Genomic DNA, 16,841 nt, shown 5'->3' with positions numbered 1-16,841 from the left:
GGGCGGCTTCCGCCGCGGGAACGGTGGGAGCGGGTGGGCCGGGCTTCGGCGCGGTCCGGCGCTGACTTCGGCGGTTGCACTTTTTTCTGTAACCGATTACATTATCAGCTATCAAAAGAATCAGGATTGTCATTTCCATGAGTGATTTTTATAACTCGGTCAAGGTGCTGCTCGCAGAGCATGAGGCTTTGCTTACCCGCAAAAACGCTCCAGCCCCCAGCGGCAACGGTGTCTACCGGCGCTGGCAGCATCCCATTCTCACCGCCGCTCACGCGCCGGTCAGCTGGCGCTACGACCTGAATCCATCGACCAATCCCTATTTGATGGAACGCCAGGGGGTCAATGCCACCTTCAACGCCGGTGCGCTCTACTGGCATGGCCGGTATATTCTGGCCGTGCGGGTGGAGGGGGATGATCGAAAATCCTTTTTTGCCATTGCCGAGAGCCCGAACGGGGTGGACAACTTCCGTTTCTGGGATTATCCGATCACCCTGCCACAGACCGATCGACCGGATACCAACGTCTACGACATGCGGCTCACCCGGCACGAAGATGGCTACATTTACGGGCTCTTCTGTACCGAGCGCAAGGACCTGAGTCAGCCGGATGATCTGTCCGCCGCCGAGGCCCAGTGTGGCATTGCGCGCACCACAGATCTGGTGAACTGGGAGCGGCTGCCGGACCTGATCACCTATTCCGGACAGCAGCGCAACGTGGTGCTCCACCCGGAATTCGTCGAGGGTAAATACGCGCTCTACACCCGTCCGCAGGATGGCTTCATCAGCGTGGGCAAGGGCGGCGGCATTGGCTGGGGCCTGTCGGAATCCATGGACGGGGCCGAGATCAAAGAGGAGGTGATCGTCGATGGCAAGGAATATCACACCATCAAGGAGGTGAAAAACGGGCAGGGCCCGGCGCCCATCAGAACCGACCACGGCTGGCTGCATCTGGCCCACGGTGTGCGCAACACCGCCGCTGGGCTGCGCTATGTGCTCTACCTGTTCATGACCGAACTCGAGCGTCCCTGGGTGGTAAGCCATCGTCCAGGCGGACACTTCATCGCGCCCCAGGGCGATGAGCGGGTGGGAGATGTCTCCAATGTAATTTTTGCCAATGGTTGGATCGTGAACGAAAACAACGAGGTGTTCATCTACTACGCCTCCTCCGACACCCGAATGCATGTGGCCACCTCCAGTGTGGGTCGGCTGGTGGATTATGTGCTCCATACGCCGGAAGATGGGCTGCGCTCCGATCGGTCGGTGGCCACTCGCAACGAGCTGATTGCGGCCAATCTTGAAGTGCTGGAAGGAATGCGCTGATGGGAGTGCAAGAGTTACCGAGCGGTGTGCGGCCACCGGACTGGGCGCAGGAATTTTCCTCGGAGTTGGAGCGGATTGCCGATTGGTGGCTGATCTACAGTCAGGATGAAACCAACGGTGGTTTCTACGGCGAGGTGGGGCTGGACAACAAACCAAATCTCCAGTCGGATAAGGGGGTTGTCCTGAATACGCGCATCCTCTGGTTCTTCAGCGAGCTGGCCCAGGAAATTGACGATGCGCGTTATCGCGCCGCCGCCGACCGGGCGTATCACACCCTGTTCGAACGTTTTGTCGATGCCGAGAACGGCGGCGTTTACTGGATGCTCGATGCACGGGGGTACCCGAAAGATACCAAGAAACAGGTGTATGCCCAGGCGTTTGCCATCTATGCCCTGGTGTCCTATTACCGGCTTACTGGCAACGATGCGGCGTTGGAAGAAGCGCAAACGATGTTTGCGCTACTGGAAGAGCACACGGTCTGCCCGGATACCGGCGGTTATCTGGAAGCCTTTACCCGGGAGTGGGGAGCGATGGACGATGTCCGTCTGAGCGACAAGGACCTCAACTACCCAAAGACCATGAACACTCACCTGCACGTGCTCGAGGCCTATACCACCCTGTACCAGGTGGACAGATCCCCTAAGGTGAGGGAGGCGCTGCGCTATGCCATTGAGTGTTTTGACCGCCATCTGATCAATAAAGACAGCTTTCATCTGCGCATGTTCATGGACTGCGACTGGAATGATCATTCCCCGGGGCACACTTTCGGTCACGATATCGAATGCAGTTGGCTGCTGGCCAAGGCCACCGAATCACTGGCCGATCCGGCGATGACTGCCCGGCTACGCCCGAGTGTGTTGGGTATGGCCGAGGCCTGTCTGCACGAAGCGATGGGCGAACACGGCGAGATGCACGACGGGTTTGATTTTGAATCCCGCGAAATGAACGGCGAACGGGTCTGGTGGGTTCAGGCCGAGGCCATGGTGGGTTTTTACAAGGCGTACACTCTTTCGGGAGAGGCGGGATATGCACGGGCCGCCGAACGACTCTGGAGGTTCATCAACCAGTATCAACTGGCGGGTGAAAGTGGTGAGTGGTTGTGGCTGTCGCGCCTTGATGATCAACGCCGAGCGCCGGGTTACAAGTTGGGCCCCTGGAAGGGCCCTTACCACAATGGCCGCGCCATGATGGAAATGATACGGATGCTGGCCGGGGAATAACCAACTGGGCTGATACGATAAAAATGATACAAGGTGAATGTATGAATACGGGTTTGATCAACCGGAGGATAGCTCCGGCCGGCATTGTGGTCGCGCTGTTTTTGCTGACGGCGTGCGGCAGTAGCGGCGGTGCCACCAACAGCAGTGCTGCCCATTCGAGTGAAACCAGTGCCTCGAGCGCTTCGAATTCCTCCGGCAGCGCTTCGAGTGATGCGGCTCGCTCCTCTTCGAGCGCGCGCGTTGAGCCGGCCGAGGGCTTTCAGGTGCAGGGCGACACGCTCTACGACAATACCGGCGTGCCCTTTGTCATGCGCGGGGTCAATTACCCCTACGCCTGGTTTCGCTCGAGCTACAACACTGAGCAACAGTTTGCGGATATCGCGAGCACCGGCGCCAACACGGTTCGGGTGGTGCTGGCCAATGGCGAGCAGTGGAACCGCGTCTCGGGTGACGAGGTAGAGAACATCATCGGTTGGGCCAAACAGCACCAACTGGTGACCATGCTGGAAGTGCACGATGCGACCGGCTGGAGCGAAAAAGACAGCGCCGCCAATCCCCAGACAGCGGTGGATTATTGGTTGAGCGAAGATGTAACAGCGGCAATTACCGGCGAAGAGGCCTACGTGCTGATCAATATCGCCAACGAGCCGCTGGGCAATAACAGAACCGATGAGTGGGTCCCGTTCCACACTGGAGCGATCGAAGCACTGCGCGAGGGTGGGTTGACCCACACGTTGGTGGTCGATGCACCCAACTGGGGGCAGGACTGGAAAAATGTCATGCGCGATGGCGACGGTGCGCTCACCATCTTCAATGCCGATGACCAACGCAACGTCGTTTTCTCGGTGCATATGTACGATGTTTACGGAGACGCGGCCGAGGTTGACGACTATTTTCAGAGTTTCAGCAGCAAGAGTGTACCGCTGATTGTGGGCGAGTTTGCCGCCGACCACGGCGCGGGGAACGAGGTGGCCGAGGAAGCCATACTGGCGGGAGCCGAGGCCTATGGTTTCGGCTACCTGGGCTGGTCCTGGTCCGGCAACACCGACGGCGGAGAGGATGGCACCGATCTGAGCTCTCTGGATATTGTCGAGAACTTCAACGTCGATACGCTCTCGTCCTGGGGTGAAACATTGATTGACAGTGAAAACGGCATCCGTGCAACCAGTGAAACCTGTCAGTGTTTTCTGGGCAACGAATAATAAGAGGTTACCCATGACATTGTATAAAAAAGCCGGAGTGATTCTGGGGCTACTGTTCGGGATCAGTGCTTGCGCTCAACTTGAGGCGCCCTCCGTGGAGGCCGATGACTTTGTCCGGGTGGACGGCACCCGGTTTGTTCTGGAGGGCGAACCCTACTACTTCGTGGGCACCAATTTCTGGTACGGCGCTTATCTCGGTTCGCCCGGTCCGGAAGGGGACCGGGAGCGACTGCTCAAGGAGCTGGATACACTCAAAGCCAGCGGCATCACCAACCTAAGAGTACTGGCTGCCTCGGAAAGCAGCGAGCTGATGCGGGCAGTCCAACCCGCACTGATCCGGGAGCCGGGTGAGTACAACGATAACCTGCTCGAAGGGCTGGATTTTCTGCTGGCGGCGATGGGCAAGCGCGATATGAAGGCGGTGCTCTACCTGAACAACTTCTGGCAGTGGTCAGGGGGCATGTCACAGTACGTGGCCTGGTTTACCGGTGAAGAAGTGCTGGACCCGGACAAAACCGGTGAGTGGAACGCGTTCATGGAAAATTCCGCCCGCTTTTATCGGATGGAAGAGGCGCAAGCGCTCTACCGCGACGTCATCGAGACAATCATTACCCGCAGGAATTCTGTGACCGGACAATATTATTATGAAGACCCAACAGTCATGTCCTGGCAGCTGGCCAACGAGCCGCGCCCCGGCAGCGACGAGCACGGCCGCCCCTACTTTCAGGACTTCAAACAGTGGGTGCACGAAACGGCCAGGTACATCGACTCTCTGGCGCCGCATCAGCTGGTCAGCACCGGTAACGAAGGCGCCATGGGCACGCTGCGCGATGAAGATCTGTACATCATTGCCCACGCCAGCCCCTACGTGGATTACCTGACCTTTCACATGTGGCTGAAAAACTGGAGTTGGTTCGATATTCACAATCCGGAAGAGACCTACGACAGCGCCATCGAAAAGGCGCAGGCCTATATGAATCGCCATATCGACATCGCCAACAAAATGAACAAACCCACGGTCCTGTCCGAGTTCGGCGCCGAGCGGGATGAGGGCGCCTTCGAACCGGGCACGCCCACCACCTATCGCGATCGCATTTACCGCGAAGTGTTCGACCTGGTGTACGAGCGCGCGGCCGAAGGTGATGCCATTGCCGGCACCAACTTCTGGACCTGGGGCGGTCTGGGACGGGCAGGGCAGGAGGATTTCATGTGGGCCCAGGGCGACGACTTCACCGGCGATCCACCCCAGGAACACCAGGGCCTGAACTCGGTCTTCGATGCCGACGACTCCACCATGAAAATCATCCGCAAGCACGCCGAAAAAATGCACCAACTATCAAACCACTAAGGTAGTGACGTAGGGCGGATCGGTCCGACGTTTCGGAGCTGTAAGCGCATCCGCCAAATGGCTCTCGGAGGGAGATCGGTCCGAGAGGCGCTGAGCGTGAACCAGTCACCTGAGGCTATAGGTATTTTGTTTGGGATATGGCTTAAATAGAACGTCTAGAGACTATTGGTGATTGATTCGCGTCCGGCCCGCTCAGGGGTAGGACCTTCCCGGACACGGCGTAAACCCATCCATGGGGCCTCTCCACCAACATCCTGTTGGTGACGGTCCGGGAAGGTCCTACCCCAGATCGGTCCTCCGAGCTCCGTAGATCCCACCGAGCGAGCCCGTAGGTCTGGTAAGCGACAGCGCACCTGACACAATGAGGCCTATCCCCACCAATATTTCCAGACGGGCCACGTCTGTCAGGTGGCGCTCCCGCTTACCTGACCTACGGCTACAACTGTGGTTTTTACAAGGCCCAGAGGACCGATTAGAGGTGGACTGTTCCAAGACCGTCAACCGCGGGATTAGTGTTGACGAGTTACAGGGACGTACTCGCCACGTGTCTTGAAACAGTCCACCTCAAAGCGGGCCGGACGTGAATCAATCACCAAAAGCCTCTATCGAAACAACACCCAAACCAACACTCCGGCCAACCCCCAGCCGATCAGAGCCAGCACCTGCCACACCTGCTCCGGCCGCCGCTCAATCAGGGGTTTGTGCTCCGGGTGCTGCCAACTGGGGCAGATCCGAGTACGGACCAGAGGTGATTCTGTATTAATATAGGTGCCCTTAATCAGATGTCTGAATTTTCGTTTAAATTTTCATGACTGTTTTGAGAAGCTCCCTCCCGGTCCCATGTGCCAATTCGCATTTGCGCGTCAGAATGACAGAATTTGACAGAGGTCACATTCTGGGTTTGATCAAAGGACAGCGTTGTGAGAACATCTTTAGTAATCGGTTACATCAGCCGATATAGTTCTAACCGTACGTGCCATATATAAGGAGAGTCTTATGGATACGAATAATAATAAAACGAAATATTACAGGAGTAGAAAAGCGTCGATATCGTCAATACCCCTGTTTTTTTTATGTATGTCATTGAGTTTCAGCTCGTTAGCAGATTCCATTCCCGAGGTGGTTGCTAGGCCGCCTGTAGAGGGGCAAGGAGCAGGCTCAGCAATGAGTGAGTATCGCCTTGACCGCATTGAACGAATGAGATTGATCGAGATGCAGCTACAGCAAACCATGGAGCGGCAGAGGCGTTATGAGGAGCAGCGGGCTCAAGAAAGGGATGAGAAAAGGCAAAGAGAGGATTGCAAAGGCAGAAGGAGTGGTTTCGTTAACCATTGCGAGTTCAAAGCTGCGAATCGGTTCAGTAGAAATACAACGAAGTGCGAAACTATTATCGATGGAGGCAGCGTAACCATCGGGCCGTTTAGCTTTTCGGGCGGTGACGGGTACACTAAGTGCATAAATCGAATTAACTCATTGCTCATACAAGACAATTCTCGATGCGCCGTCGACGGCGATATTAAAGAGCATGATTGTTTAGAAGACGCTGGTTTGAAATAGGTGTTGAAATGAAAAAATCAGTTGCAATTAAGCTTGGTGCGTCATTGATCGTTGGTGCTGTACTTGTTGCATTAGTTCCCGCCGTTTTTTTAGAAAACCAAGGTGATGGGTGCAGCGGAGGGAGCTGTGATGAGAGTAGAGCTTCTGAGCTGAAGTTACTTGAAGATTACCGGGTAAGGCTCAGTGAGCTAAGTGTTTCGGCTCAGAAGACGACAGCCCCGCAGCCAGGTTCTGGGAGAACCGGATCAGAAAAGAGTGTGAGTGGTAGTGAGCGAGAGGAGAGAAGCTCCGAAACCATTGCTCTTGAGCAGCAACATGGATACTACTCTGAGTATGAGCTGGAAGAATATAGGAGCTATACCACAGAGGGGCTCGAGAAACTTCTTGAGGGTGGTGACCTAAGAGCATTGCCGATTCTTGTAGATCGTTACCATGAAGCTGGCGATCATCGCTCAATGGAAGACGCATCGATTGTTTCGGCGATTCATGGATCGTCCAGAGGTCTGACAAGTCTGGCAACGTTCAACTCTCCAAGTAAGCGAACGTTCGATCCAGACTCTGAAAAAGATAGGTTGGGAGTCTTAAAATCCCAGGCATTCCTGCATGCCGCTACGCTGCTGGGTGACCCCTTGTCAGAAAAGAACGCGAAAGTGAAGCTGGATCATTTAGGGGTTGCGTTGACCGATGGCGAAAGAATGATGGTAGACCAATTGGGCCACGAGGTCATTGATTTGCTGAATGCGAAAAGAAGTGAGATAGGACTGGGGCCGTTAAACGCGAATGATCAGCCTTATGAGCCAGGTCGATAGATAAACACTGCCGTCAGCGCAACGACACCCAAACCAACACTCCTGCCAACCCCCAGCCGATCAGAGCCAGCACCTGCCATACCTGCTCGGGCCGACGCTCGATCAGGGGTTTGTGCTCCGGGTGCTGCCAACTGGGGTTGGGCCGTTGCAGATCCAGCCACCACTCCGACAGGGCTTTGTACCGGTAATTGGGGTTCAGACTCAGCGCTTTCTCCAACGCCTTGTCCAGCCAGTAGGGCACCAGAGGGTTGTGGCGGCTGGCGGGGGTGTATCTCAGTTTCTGGAACTGGCGCCAGTCCATTGCCTTGCCATAGGCCGCGCCGTAGGGTTTTTTACCGGTCAACATTTCGTACAGCAACACCGCGACCGAGAACTGATCCGAGTGCGGGCCGGTGGCACCGCCATAGCGATACTCGGGCGCCGAATAGTCCAGCGTGCCCAGTATCCGGTCGCGGGCGAAGGGTGCGCCCACTTCTTCCAGGCTTGCCACCCAGCAGGAGCCGAAATCCACAATCACCGGCCCCTTGGCGCTGAGCACAATATTGTCCGGCTTGATGTCCTGGTGCAGGGTTTCCTTGCGGTGGAAGGCCCGAATGCCGCGTAACAGTTGCCCGGTCAGTTCCACCGCATCGGTGATGCCCAGGGTTCCCCGCTCGTTGATGGTCTGTCCCAGAGTGGGGCCGGGCACGTACTCGGTCAGGTAGTAGAGACAGGAGCGCGGGCGCGGCGGGTGAATGACCCGCGCGACCTGCGGGCTCTGAATGCGCGCCCCGATCCAGGCCTCGAGCACAAAGCGCTCGATGTACGCCGGGTCGTCGGTGTAATTGACCGAGGGGGTTTTCATGATCAGGGCCTTGTCGGCCTCATCCCGCACCAGATAGACCTGGCTGCGGTTGGATTCGTGCAGGCGTTTTTCCACCCGCAGGCCATCCAGAGTCTGGCCGATTTCCAGCGGCGGCGGAAACGGCAGACGCGACAATACCTGCATGGCATCGTTCTGGCTGGCGTGGCCGAGGCGTTCGATGCGGGCGGCCTGGATGCTGAGGTTGTCGTCACTGCCGGCGGCCAGCGCCGCTTCCAGGGCGGCATCGACCAGCGCCTGGGGCTGGTGGGCGTGCTGTTCGATCAGGGCGTGAAAAGCGTCCGGTTCCAGGTGGTCGTGAATTCCGTCGCTGGTCAGGATGAAGACATCGCCCCGATGCAGCTCGATCGAGTGCATGTCCACTTCGACGCTCATGTCGGCGCCCAGGGCCCGGCTCAGATAGCTGGTGTCCTTGTCCAGGCGCTGGCAGTGGTCGCGCGTCAGCTGCTCCAGCTGGCCTTTGCTTTCATCGGCCGAGTGGGGCCGCCAGAGATACACACGGGTATCGCCCACATGAAAAATAAAGCCGGTGTCGCCCTTGAGAATGAGCGTGGAAAAGGTGGTGAGATAACCCTCGCCGTAGAGGCTGTTGCGGCTCAGGCCCCAGAGGCTGCGATTGAGCGAGCGGATCACCTGCTGGGCGGAGTGCCCGGTGCTCCAGGTGTCGGGCGTGGCGTAGTAGTCGGTGAGAAACCCGGTGATCGCGGTCTGGCTCGCCTCCCGCGCCGCCTCACTGCTGCTGACGCCATCGGCCACCGCCATGGCAATGCCCTTGCTGGTCAGCAGGGAATCGTCGGGCAGGCGTGCGCCCAGGGTGTCCTGGTTCTCGGGTTTGCGTCCGGCTTCGCTGCGTTGCGCAAACCCGATGTCCAGGGTGGACTGCAGGTGTTCCATTTATTGGTCCATACGGCTAGGTCAGCTCGATTCGCTGGATTGTACCATCGGGCATCATCTCGCTCATGTGTCCCTGGGGCTCGGTCAGCATCTGCACCAGGAAGAAGGTCGCCACAGCGGAGCCGGCAATGATCAGAAAGAAAGTGCTGGCGTCCATAAAGCTGAAGGCGGTCAGGTAGGTGACGGCACCAACGTTGCCGTAGGCCCCGGTCATGCCCGCAATCTGCCCGGTCATCCGGCGCTTGATCAGCGGCACCATGGCAAAGACCGCACCCTCACCGGCCTGCACGAAAAAGGAGCAACACATGACCGCGAGCACCGCCAGGGCCACGGGCCAGCCGCCATCGATCTGTGACAGAACGAAATAGCCCACGGCGAGTCCGCCGATAAAAATCGACATGCTGCGCCGCCGACCGAAGTTGTCACTGATCCAGCCGCCGCCGGGGCGCGCGACCAGGTTCATGAAGGCAAAGGCGCCGCCGAGCAGACCGGCTTCGGCCAGACTCAACTGGGTGAAGGTTTCCAGAAAAAACGCGGGCAGCATGGACACCACTGCCAGCTCGGAGCCGAAGGTCACAAAGTAGGCCCAGTTCAGCACCGCTACCTGCTTGAATTCATATTTGTCGTGCTCGGGCACGCCGTGTTCCAGCATCTCCTTGTTCACGCGGTAGATCTGACTGAACTGGAAGGCGAAGAGCGCGATCAGAATGACCCACATCAGGTACACCAGGTTCTGGCTCAGCAGGCTGATGTTGGACGGGCCCAGGCGCCAGGCGAGCACACCGAGAATGGCGTACATGGGGATGTTCATGGCGATGTAGAGCCAGAAGTCTTTTTTGTTGGAGACTTCCAGGCCCCCGGATTTTTTTGACTTGAAATAGGTGGAGCCCTTGGGGGTGTTGCGGGCGCGCCAGTAATAGAAGAGGCCGTACACAATGGCGATGATGCCGGTGCAGGCAATGGCCGCGCGCCAGCCGCCAAAGGTACCAAAAACCCCCACCGCGAGACTCGGCAGGATGAACGCCGAGGCGGCCGAACCGAAATTGCCCCAACCACCGTAAATGCCCTCGGCCAGGCCTACCTGACGGGCCGGGAACCACTCACCCACCATGCGAATGCCAATCACAAAGCCGGCGCCCACAAAGCCGAGCATGAAGCGGGTCAGCGCCAGCTGTTCAAAACTCTGGGCCGAGGCGAACCCGAGACACAGCAGACCGGACACACACAGCAGCCCGCTGAACACATGGCGCGGACCGAACTTGTCCACCAGTATGCCGATCACGATCCGCGCGGGAATGGTCAGGGCGACGTTGAGAATCAGCAGGGCCTTCCACTGGTCGGCGCTCATGGCGAGCGTTTCCACAATCAGGGGCTTCAGCGGTGCGTGGCTGAACCAGACCATGAACGACAGGAAAAACGCGAACCAACTCAGGTGCAGGGCCCGAATCGAGGGCTGGGATAAATCCAGCGGATTCAATTTGTTCAAGCTCATAAAATGATCCTGTGGGTGAACATGTGCCGAAATGGAGCACGATAATGGCCGCTCAGTGTTCTTCTGTTGTGCTCGTCCAGAGAGAGGTGACGCAAAACCGGCAACCGCATTACCCACTGCTTTGCAATGCCTGTGCCAAGCTCAAAAAACCATTAAGTAACTGTTTTATATAAGTTTTTTGAGTGGTCTGGGTCAGAGGCTCTGTGTGAAAGCTGTGCAGGCGGCTTTTTATGGGGGCTTTCGTGAGTCACTCTGGTGCGCTCCCGGCCCGAAAATCGGAAGGAGGGCGCCAGGGCGGCGCGTTCTTTCTGAAGTGATTTGCCCGACCGGAAACCATTGCACGGTTGAATGTTCTGTTGTGGTGCGCAAACGTTCTGTCGGTTAAAGGTGTCGGCAAAAAACCGGGCGGGGCTTTTCTATTGATCCCGTTATGTTATACCATAACAATATTGAGAGCCGTTGGCGTGAGTGAGTCCGGCTTTGAAGAATCATTAGTGGAGGTATCAATGCGAAAGCCAGGTCTTGGGTTAATCATCGGTCTGTGTCTGTCGCCCTGGGCGCTGGCGGAGGATCTCAGCGGTGTGGTACGCGATGGCACCGGGCAGCCGGTGGCTGGCGCCATTGTCGAATGGGTGGGCAGCAACCGCCGGGCCGTGGCGGACGAGCAGGGCCGCTTCACCCTGGACGACCTGCGCGGCGAAGAAGTGGAGCTGCACATCATGGCCCCCAGTTTCTCCCACCGGCAGGTGCATGTGCGCCTGGACGAAAGCCCGGTGGACATCCGTCTGCGCTCCACGGTGATGGAAGTGATCGAAGTGGTGGCCCTGCCCTGGCACGCCTCCTCCCTGGAGTCGGCCCAGCCGGTGAATGTGCTGAGTGCCGAGCAGTTGCGCCGGCGCCAGGCCTCGACCCTGGGCGAAACCCTGAAAGACCAGGTGGGGGTCCACACCGACTACTATGGTCCGGTGGCGAGCAGCCCGATCATCCGGGGCCTGGGCGGCCCGCGGGTGTTGATTGCGCAGAACGGGTTGGACGCGGGGGATGTCTCCCGGGTCGGGCCCGACCATATGGTGACCACCGAAGCCTCCACCGCGCAGCAGATTGAAATTCTGCGCGGCCCCGCCACCCTCTTTTACGGCAGTGGCGCTATTGGCGGGGTGGTGAACATCGTGGATGGCCGCGTTCCCCAGGATAATCTCACCGAGGGCCAGTGGCATCTCAAACACAACGATGTGGCCGATGAAAAACTGGCCTCCGCCAGCCTGACCACCGGGGCCGGCTCCTGGGCCACGCACCTGGACGGTTTCTGGCGCGAATCCAACGACTACCGAATTCCGGTGCCGGCTGAAGCGGCGCACGAAGAGCCCTCGGCGCACGAAGAGCCCTCGGAGTACGACCATGAGGAACCCGGCCATGAGGAAGCGGGTCTTGAAGAGCCGGGCAGCGGGCGTCTGGACAACTCGGCTTACCGCGCCAAGGGTGCCAATGTCGGCGGTAGCTACCTGCTGGATAACGGCTTTGTCGGCCTCTCCTACGGCCGGCTTGAGCGGACCTACGGTATCCCCGGACACAGCCACGGGGAGGGCGAACACGGCGCAGAGGAAGAATCCGTGTACGCCGATCTGGAGCAGGATCGCTGGCAGTTGCACAGTGAGCTCAGCCTCGATCACGCCTGGTTCAGTGCGCTCAATACCCGGGTGGGCTACACCGATTACGTCCATTCCGAAATCGAGAACGGTGCGGCGCTCACCACCTTTACCAACACCAGTCACGAGGTCCGGGCCGAACTGTTCCACCATCCGGTGTTGGAGTGGCGCGGGGCCTGGAGCCTACAGTACAAGCATCAGGACTTTGAGGCCCAGGGCGAAGAAGCCTTCACTCCGCCCGCCACCACTGACAGTCTCGCACTGGCGTGGATGGAAGAGCGTCACTTCTCGGGCTGGCAGCTACAGCTGGGCGCCCGGGTCGAGCGCGTCGAGGTGGGCGCGGATCGGCTGACTTTGCCGCTCGAAGGGCAGGAGGGCATGCTCGCCGTGTATCAGGTGGAGCAGGTATTCGAGCCGTTCAGCCTCTCGGCCGGCGCGGTCTGGGACTTCACCCCCGGCTACAACCTGGGCCTGTCACTGACTCGCGCGCAACGGGCCCCGTCGGCGGCGGAGCTCTACTCGTTTGGCCCCCACATCGGGACCAGTACCTATGAAGTGGGCGCGCTGTATGAGCGCCACGATGAGGCGGGCGAGCAATTTCATTTTGAGCTCAGCCCGGCCGCGGTCGAGCTGGAGAGCTCCAACAACATTGACCTGACCCTGCGTAAGTTCGAGGGCAATATCGGCTTTACTCTGAATGCGTTCTACAACCAGATGGATGATTTCTACTACCTGGCCAATACGGGCCTGACAGCCGAGGACGACCATGCCCACGATCATGGCGACGAGCCTGTCGGGGAAGAAACGCATGCCGATGAAGCGCCGGCGACCCATGAAGAGCCGGCCGGCCTGCCGGTGTATCAGTACCAGGCCCGGGATGCCCGGCTCTACGGTCTGGAAGGTGAATGGGTCTGGCAGGTGAGTCAGCCGTTCAAGCTGACACTGTTCAGCGACTACACCCGGGCCGAGCTGCGCGAGGGCGGCAACCTGCCGCGCATTCCGCCGCTGCGCCTGGGCGGGCGCCTGGAGTACCAGCTGGGTCACTGGCAGGCCGAGTTCAGCACCAGTCACTATTTCAAGCAGGACAAAGTCGGCGCCACCGAGTCGGAGTCCGAGGGCTACACCCTGGTCGATGCCCAGCTCAGTTATGAACTCGAGGCGGCGGGGCAGGCGCTCACCTTTTATGTTCAGGGCAGTAACCTGACCAATGAAGAAGCGCGCCCGCACACCTCCTTTCTGAAAGACAAGGCCCCGTTGCCGGCGCGCGCGCTGGCGGTCGGGCTGCGCTCGGAGTTTTAAGCAGAAAAGTGAGCCAAGCGGTTCACTATTGATGGGTTAAAAGGCATAGGTCAGGGAAAGGAAGCCTTTGGTCAGGCGCTGTTGATCGACGATGGGACTGTCGACAATGGCGTCGTCCAGTTGCTCCAGCCCCAGGTTGCCGACCAGTTGCCAGCCGGGGGTGAGTTCATAGAAAAAGGAAACGCCCACTTCCCGATTGAGTGCCGATGACAGCGAGTAGGCCGGGCGCCAGTCCGTCTGCGCCGCAACGGGCACACCGAACTCGTAATCCGCCAACGCGCCACTCAACCAGTTCACCCCGATCGAGGGCGACACCCGCCAATTGCCCAACTGAAAGCCCCGGCTGAGAGTCAGGCTGGCGATGTGACCGCCGTGGCGGTTGAGCAGGTCGGTGCGGGCACTGGCCGCCAGGTCGATGCCGGCGGGCAGCTCGCGAATCAACGCCATCCCGCCCATGAAGGTGGTCTCACGGTCTCCCAGGCCCACCAGATACTCGCTGTCTTTTTCCTCATAGGCGCTCAGACGCAGATCCCCCTGCAGGGCCAGGCGCCAGTCGTCACTGCCGAAGAGGTTGTAGCGGATGCGAGGGCCGGTCCATTGCAGGCGCTCGCCGATATAGACCAGCGCCGGTATCGCCTGAAGGGGGCGGGCATCGCTGCCGCGATACGGTGAGGTCTGGCCAATCACGCCCAGCCCGACGCCCCATTGACCCAGCTGGCCCAGAGGCCGGCTCAGGCTCAGGGTCTGCTCAAGGCTTTCGTCTTCGGCCAGGCGAACGCGGGCGCGCTCGAAACTGGGCGGCCCCTTGGGCCGGTACTGATTGGACAGGGCGATGGGCTCGCGCGGAATGCCGATGAAATTGCGATCGAGCAGGCCATTGTCGTTCTCGTCCCAGTACACCAGCAGGGCATAGTCACCCGCCGGTAGATCGCCAATCCGATACTCTCCCTGCTCGGCGTCGATGCGGAAGACCTCGCGCCGGTCGGGTTCCCGGAAGCCGCCGAAGCGGTCTGCATTGCCGTAAACCTGTGCTACCAGAGTGCCCTCGGAAGGCGGATTGTCGAGGCGGAAGACCAGTTCGGCGCTCCATGCCAGCGAGGGGAGGGTCAGTAGCAGGGATACAAGGGCCGTTCTCCATAAGCGGGTCGGGGTCATCGGGTCGGGCTCCTGTGAGTGAGGCGGCGGTATTGGGTCAGAGATACGTTGATCGGGCGGCCTGGAGTTCACGCCCGGGTTCTGATTTTGGCAGTTTGCCTGGCCGCTATAGAACAACGCCATGATAATACTCGAGGCTACATATACCATGCTGTTATATAGGTAGAGCCAATAACTATTTTCCACCGGCATCGGCTTTGGGTATGCTCGCGAGCCTGAACAACCGGTTTTTCTGGATTATAACGTATGGAATGGCAAGGCCTCCTGTCTCTGCTGCTGACGCTCGGCGCCCTGGGCACACTGATTTTTACCCGCATCGGACCGCACCTGGTCATGACCGGAGTGCTGATTGTGCTGCTGGTCAGCGGCGTGCTCACCGCCGGGGAGGCCTTTGCCGGCTTTGGCAACAGTGGCCTGATCACCGTGGCCGCCATGTTTGTGGTCGCCTCGGGCATTCACGCCTCGGGCGGTATCGAGCTGATCGTGCACTATGTTCTGGGCAAACCCAAAGGCACCCGTGGGGCGCAACTGCGGATCAGCCTGCCGGTGGCGCTGTTCAGTGGTGTGCTGAATAACACTCCGGTCGTGGCCACCATGATTCCGGCGGTGCGCGCCTGGGCCAAGCGCATTGACGTGCCCGTCTCCAAGCTGATGATTCCGCTCAGTTACGCCGCCATCCTCGGCGGTACCCTGACCATGGTGGGCACCAGCACCAATCTGGTGGTCAATGGTCAGTATCAGGCCATGACCGGCGAGCCCGGCTTCTCCCTGTTCTCGATTACCGCCGTGGCACTGCCCGTCGCCGTGGTGGGCCTGGTGTTTATCCTGGTGTTTTTCCCGCGCTGGCTGCCCGGCCGACGGGAGAAGGAAATATTTGGCAACCTGCGCGAGTTCACCCTCGAGGTGGCGGTTGCCGCCGGTGGCCCGCTGGTGGGCAAAACCGTCGAGCAGGCGGGCCTGCGTAATCTCAAGCGGATCTACCTGGTGGAAATTGAACGCGCCGGTGCCATTGTGCCGGCGGTCGGCTCGGAAGAGCCCCTGCAGGCCGGCGACCGGTTGGTGTTCGCCGGTGATACCGAGGCGATTTCCGATCTGCTGCGCATCAAAGGCATTATCGCCTCCACCAACGGCAGCGAGCCCACCCTGGCCAAAGAGCACAGCGAGCGCCGCCTGGTGGAGGCCGTGATCTCCCCTCACAGTAACTGCATCAACCAGACCATTCGTGACTCCCAGTTCCGCGAGCGCTACGGCGCGGTAGTGCTGGCGGTGGCCCGCCACGGTGATCGGGTCCCGGGGAACCTGGGAACGATCAAACTCAAGCCGGGCGATACGCTGTTGCTCGAAGCCCGCCCGGCGTTTGTCAGCCGCCAGCAGTACAACAAGGACTTTCTCCTGGTCAACGACCTGCACACCGAGGCGCCCCGCCATCAGCGCGCCTACCTGGCCTGGGGGATTCTGATGCTGGTGGTGCTCAGTGCGGCCACCGGATTGCTGCCCATGCTGCATGCCGGCTTGCTAGGGGCGGCGGCCATGTTGCTGACCGGCTGCTGCTCCGCGCCCCAGGCCCAGAAGAGTCTGGACCCGACAGTGTTGCTGACCATTGCTTCGTCTTTTGCTCTGGGCGCCGCCCTGGAAAAAACCGGCGTCGCCCGCCTGCTCGGCGAGACCGCCATTGATCTGAGTGCGGGGCATCCACTGCTGATCCTGATTCTGATCTACATCAGCGTGTCGATTCTCACCGAGTGCATCACCAACAATGCCGCCGCGATCATCATGCTGCCGGTGGTGCTGGAAATCACCCAGAAGGCCAGTCTCAATCCGGAACCCTATATCTTTGCAGTGATGATTGCCGCCTCGGCCAGCTTCGCCACCCCTCTGGGCTACCAGACCAACCTCATGGTCTACGGCCCCGGCGGCTACCGCTTTACCGATTTTCTCAAGGTGGGGGTGCCTATGAACCTGCTGGTGGGGGTGACCACGGTGACGGTGCTGGCGCTGGGTTGGCCGCTGGTGCGCTAAGCGCCTCTTCTGAACCGTT

The 16,841-nt window shown here is 59.4% G+C and carries 11 protein-coding genes; 8 read left to right on the top strand and 3 right to left on the bottom strand.

The window, feature by feature from the left end; translation table 11 throughout:
- Window positions 1–137 precede the first annotated feature (137 nt).
- The 6 genes from mgp130 to AAE484_RS13930 all read left to right on the top strand — a co-directional run bounded on the left by mgp130 (window position 138) and on the right by AAE484_RS13930 (window position 7,455).
- On the top strand, window positions 138–1,319 hold the full coding sequence (gene mgp130 / locus AAE484_RS13955; RefSeq protein WP_341939024.1) for a 4-O-beta-d-mannosyl-d-glucose phosphorylase Mgp130: 1,182 nt from the start codon (window positions 138–140) through the stop codon (window positions 1,317–1,319).
- The gene (locus AAE484_RS13950; RefSeq protein WP_341939023.1) at window positions 1,319–2,539 is read left to right on the top strand and encodes an AGE family epimerase/isomerase; all 1,221 of its coding nucleotides are present in this window, start codon (window positions 1,319–1,321) and stop codon (window positions 2,537–2,539) included. The genes mgp130 and AAE484_RS13950 overlap by 1 nt, the downstream gene beginning before the upstream one ends.
- 41 nt (window positions 2,540–2,580) lie before the next feature.
- Window positions 2,581–3,741: a glycoside hydrolase family 5 protein gene (locus AAE484_RS13945; RefSeq protein WP_341939022.1), complete on the top strand. Its 1,161-nt coding sequence runs from the start codon at window positions 2,581–2,583 to the stop codon at window positions 3,739–3,741.
- A 13-nt stretch (window positions 3,742–3,754) separates the two neighbouring features.
- Window positions 3,755–5,089 carry a glycoside hydrolase 5 family protein gene (locus AAE484_RS13940; RefSeq protein WP_341939021.1) on the top strand — a complete coding sequence of 445 codons (1,335 nt, stop codon included), beginning with the start codon at window positions 3,755–3,757 and terminating at the stop codon, window positions 5,087–5,089.
- A 996-nt stretch (window positions 5,090–6,085) separates the two neighbouring features.
- Window positions 6,086–6,646, top strand: coding sequence for a hypothetical protein (locus tag AAE484_RS13935; RefSeq protein ID WP_341939020.1), 561 nt, complete (start codon window positions 6,086–6,088; stop codon window positions 6,644–6,646).
- A gap of 8 nt (window positions 6,647–6,654) precedes the next feature.
- Entirely contained in the window at window positions 6,655–7,455 is an 801-nt protein-coding gene (locus AAE484_RS13930) for a hypothetical protein (protein WP_341939019.1), read from the top strand.
- Window positions 7,456–7,468: 13 nt separating this feature from the next.
- Here the strand turns inward: AAE484_RS13930 and AAE484_RS13925 are convergent, their stop codons facing one another.
- On the bottom strand, window positions 7,469–9,211 hold the full coding sequence (locus tag AAE484_RS13925; protein WP_341939018.1) for a protein kinase domain-containing protein: 1,743 nt from the start codon (window positions 9,209–9,211) through the stop codon (window positions 7,469–7,471).
- 16 nt (window positions 9,212–9,227) lie between these two features.
- Complete coding sequence (locus AAE484_RS13920) at window positions 9,228–10,703, bottom strand: NarK family nitrate/nitrite MFS transporter (RefSeq protein ID WP_341939017.1); 1,476 nt, start codon at window positions 10,701–10,703, stop codon at window positions 9,228–9,230.
- Window positions 10,704–11,209: 506 nt separating this feature from the next.
- Between AAE484_RS13920 and AAE484_RS13915 the strand changes: the two genes are divergently transcribed.
- Complete coding sequence (locus AAE484_RS13915; protein ID WP_341939016.1) at window positions 11,210–13,648, top strand: TonB-dependent receptor; 2,439 nt, start codon at window positions 11,210–11,212, stop codon at window positions 13,646–13,648.
- A gap of 36 nt (window positions 13,649–13,684) precedes the next feature.
- Here the strand turns inward: AAE484_RS13915 and AAE484_RS13910 are convergent, their stop codons facing one another.
- Entirely contained in the window at window positions 13,685–14,803 is a 1,119-nt protein-coding gene (locus tag AAE484_RS13910) for a MipA/OmpV family protein (RefSeq protein WP_341939015.1), read from the bottom strand.
- A 246-nt stretch (window positions 14,804–15,049) separates the two neighbouring features.
- On the opposite strand from AAE484_RS13910, the gene AAE484_RS13905 reads away from it, so the two are divergent.
- Window positions 15,050–16,822 (top strand): SLC13 family permease, encoded by a 1,773-nt coding sequence (locus AAE484_RS13905; protein WP_341939014.1) that lies wholly within the window; start codon window positions 15,050–15,052, stop codon window positions 16,820–16,822.
- Window positions 16,823–16,841: the final 19 nt, after the last annotated feature.

This window comes from Marinimicrobium sp. C2-29, assembly GCF_038419845.1.
Lineage (GTDB): Bacteria > Pseudomonadota > Gammaproteobacteria > Pseudomonadales > Cellvibrionaceae > Marinimicrobium.
Note: the sequence above shows the minus strand (reverse complement) of the source record. Positions and strands in the feature narration are given on the sequence as shown.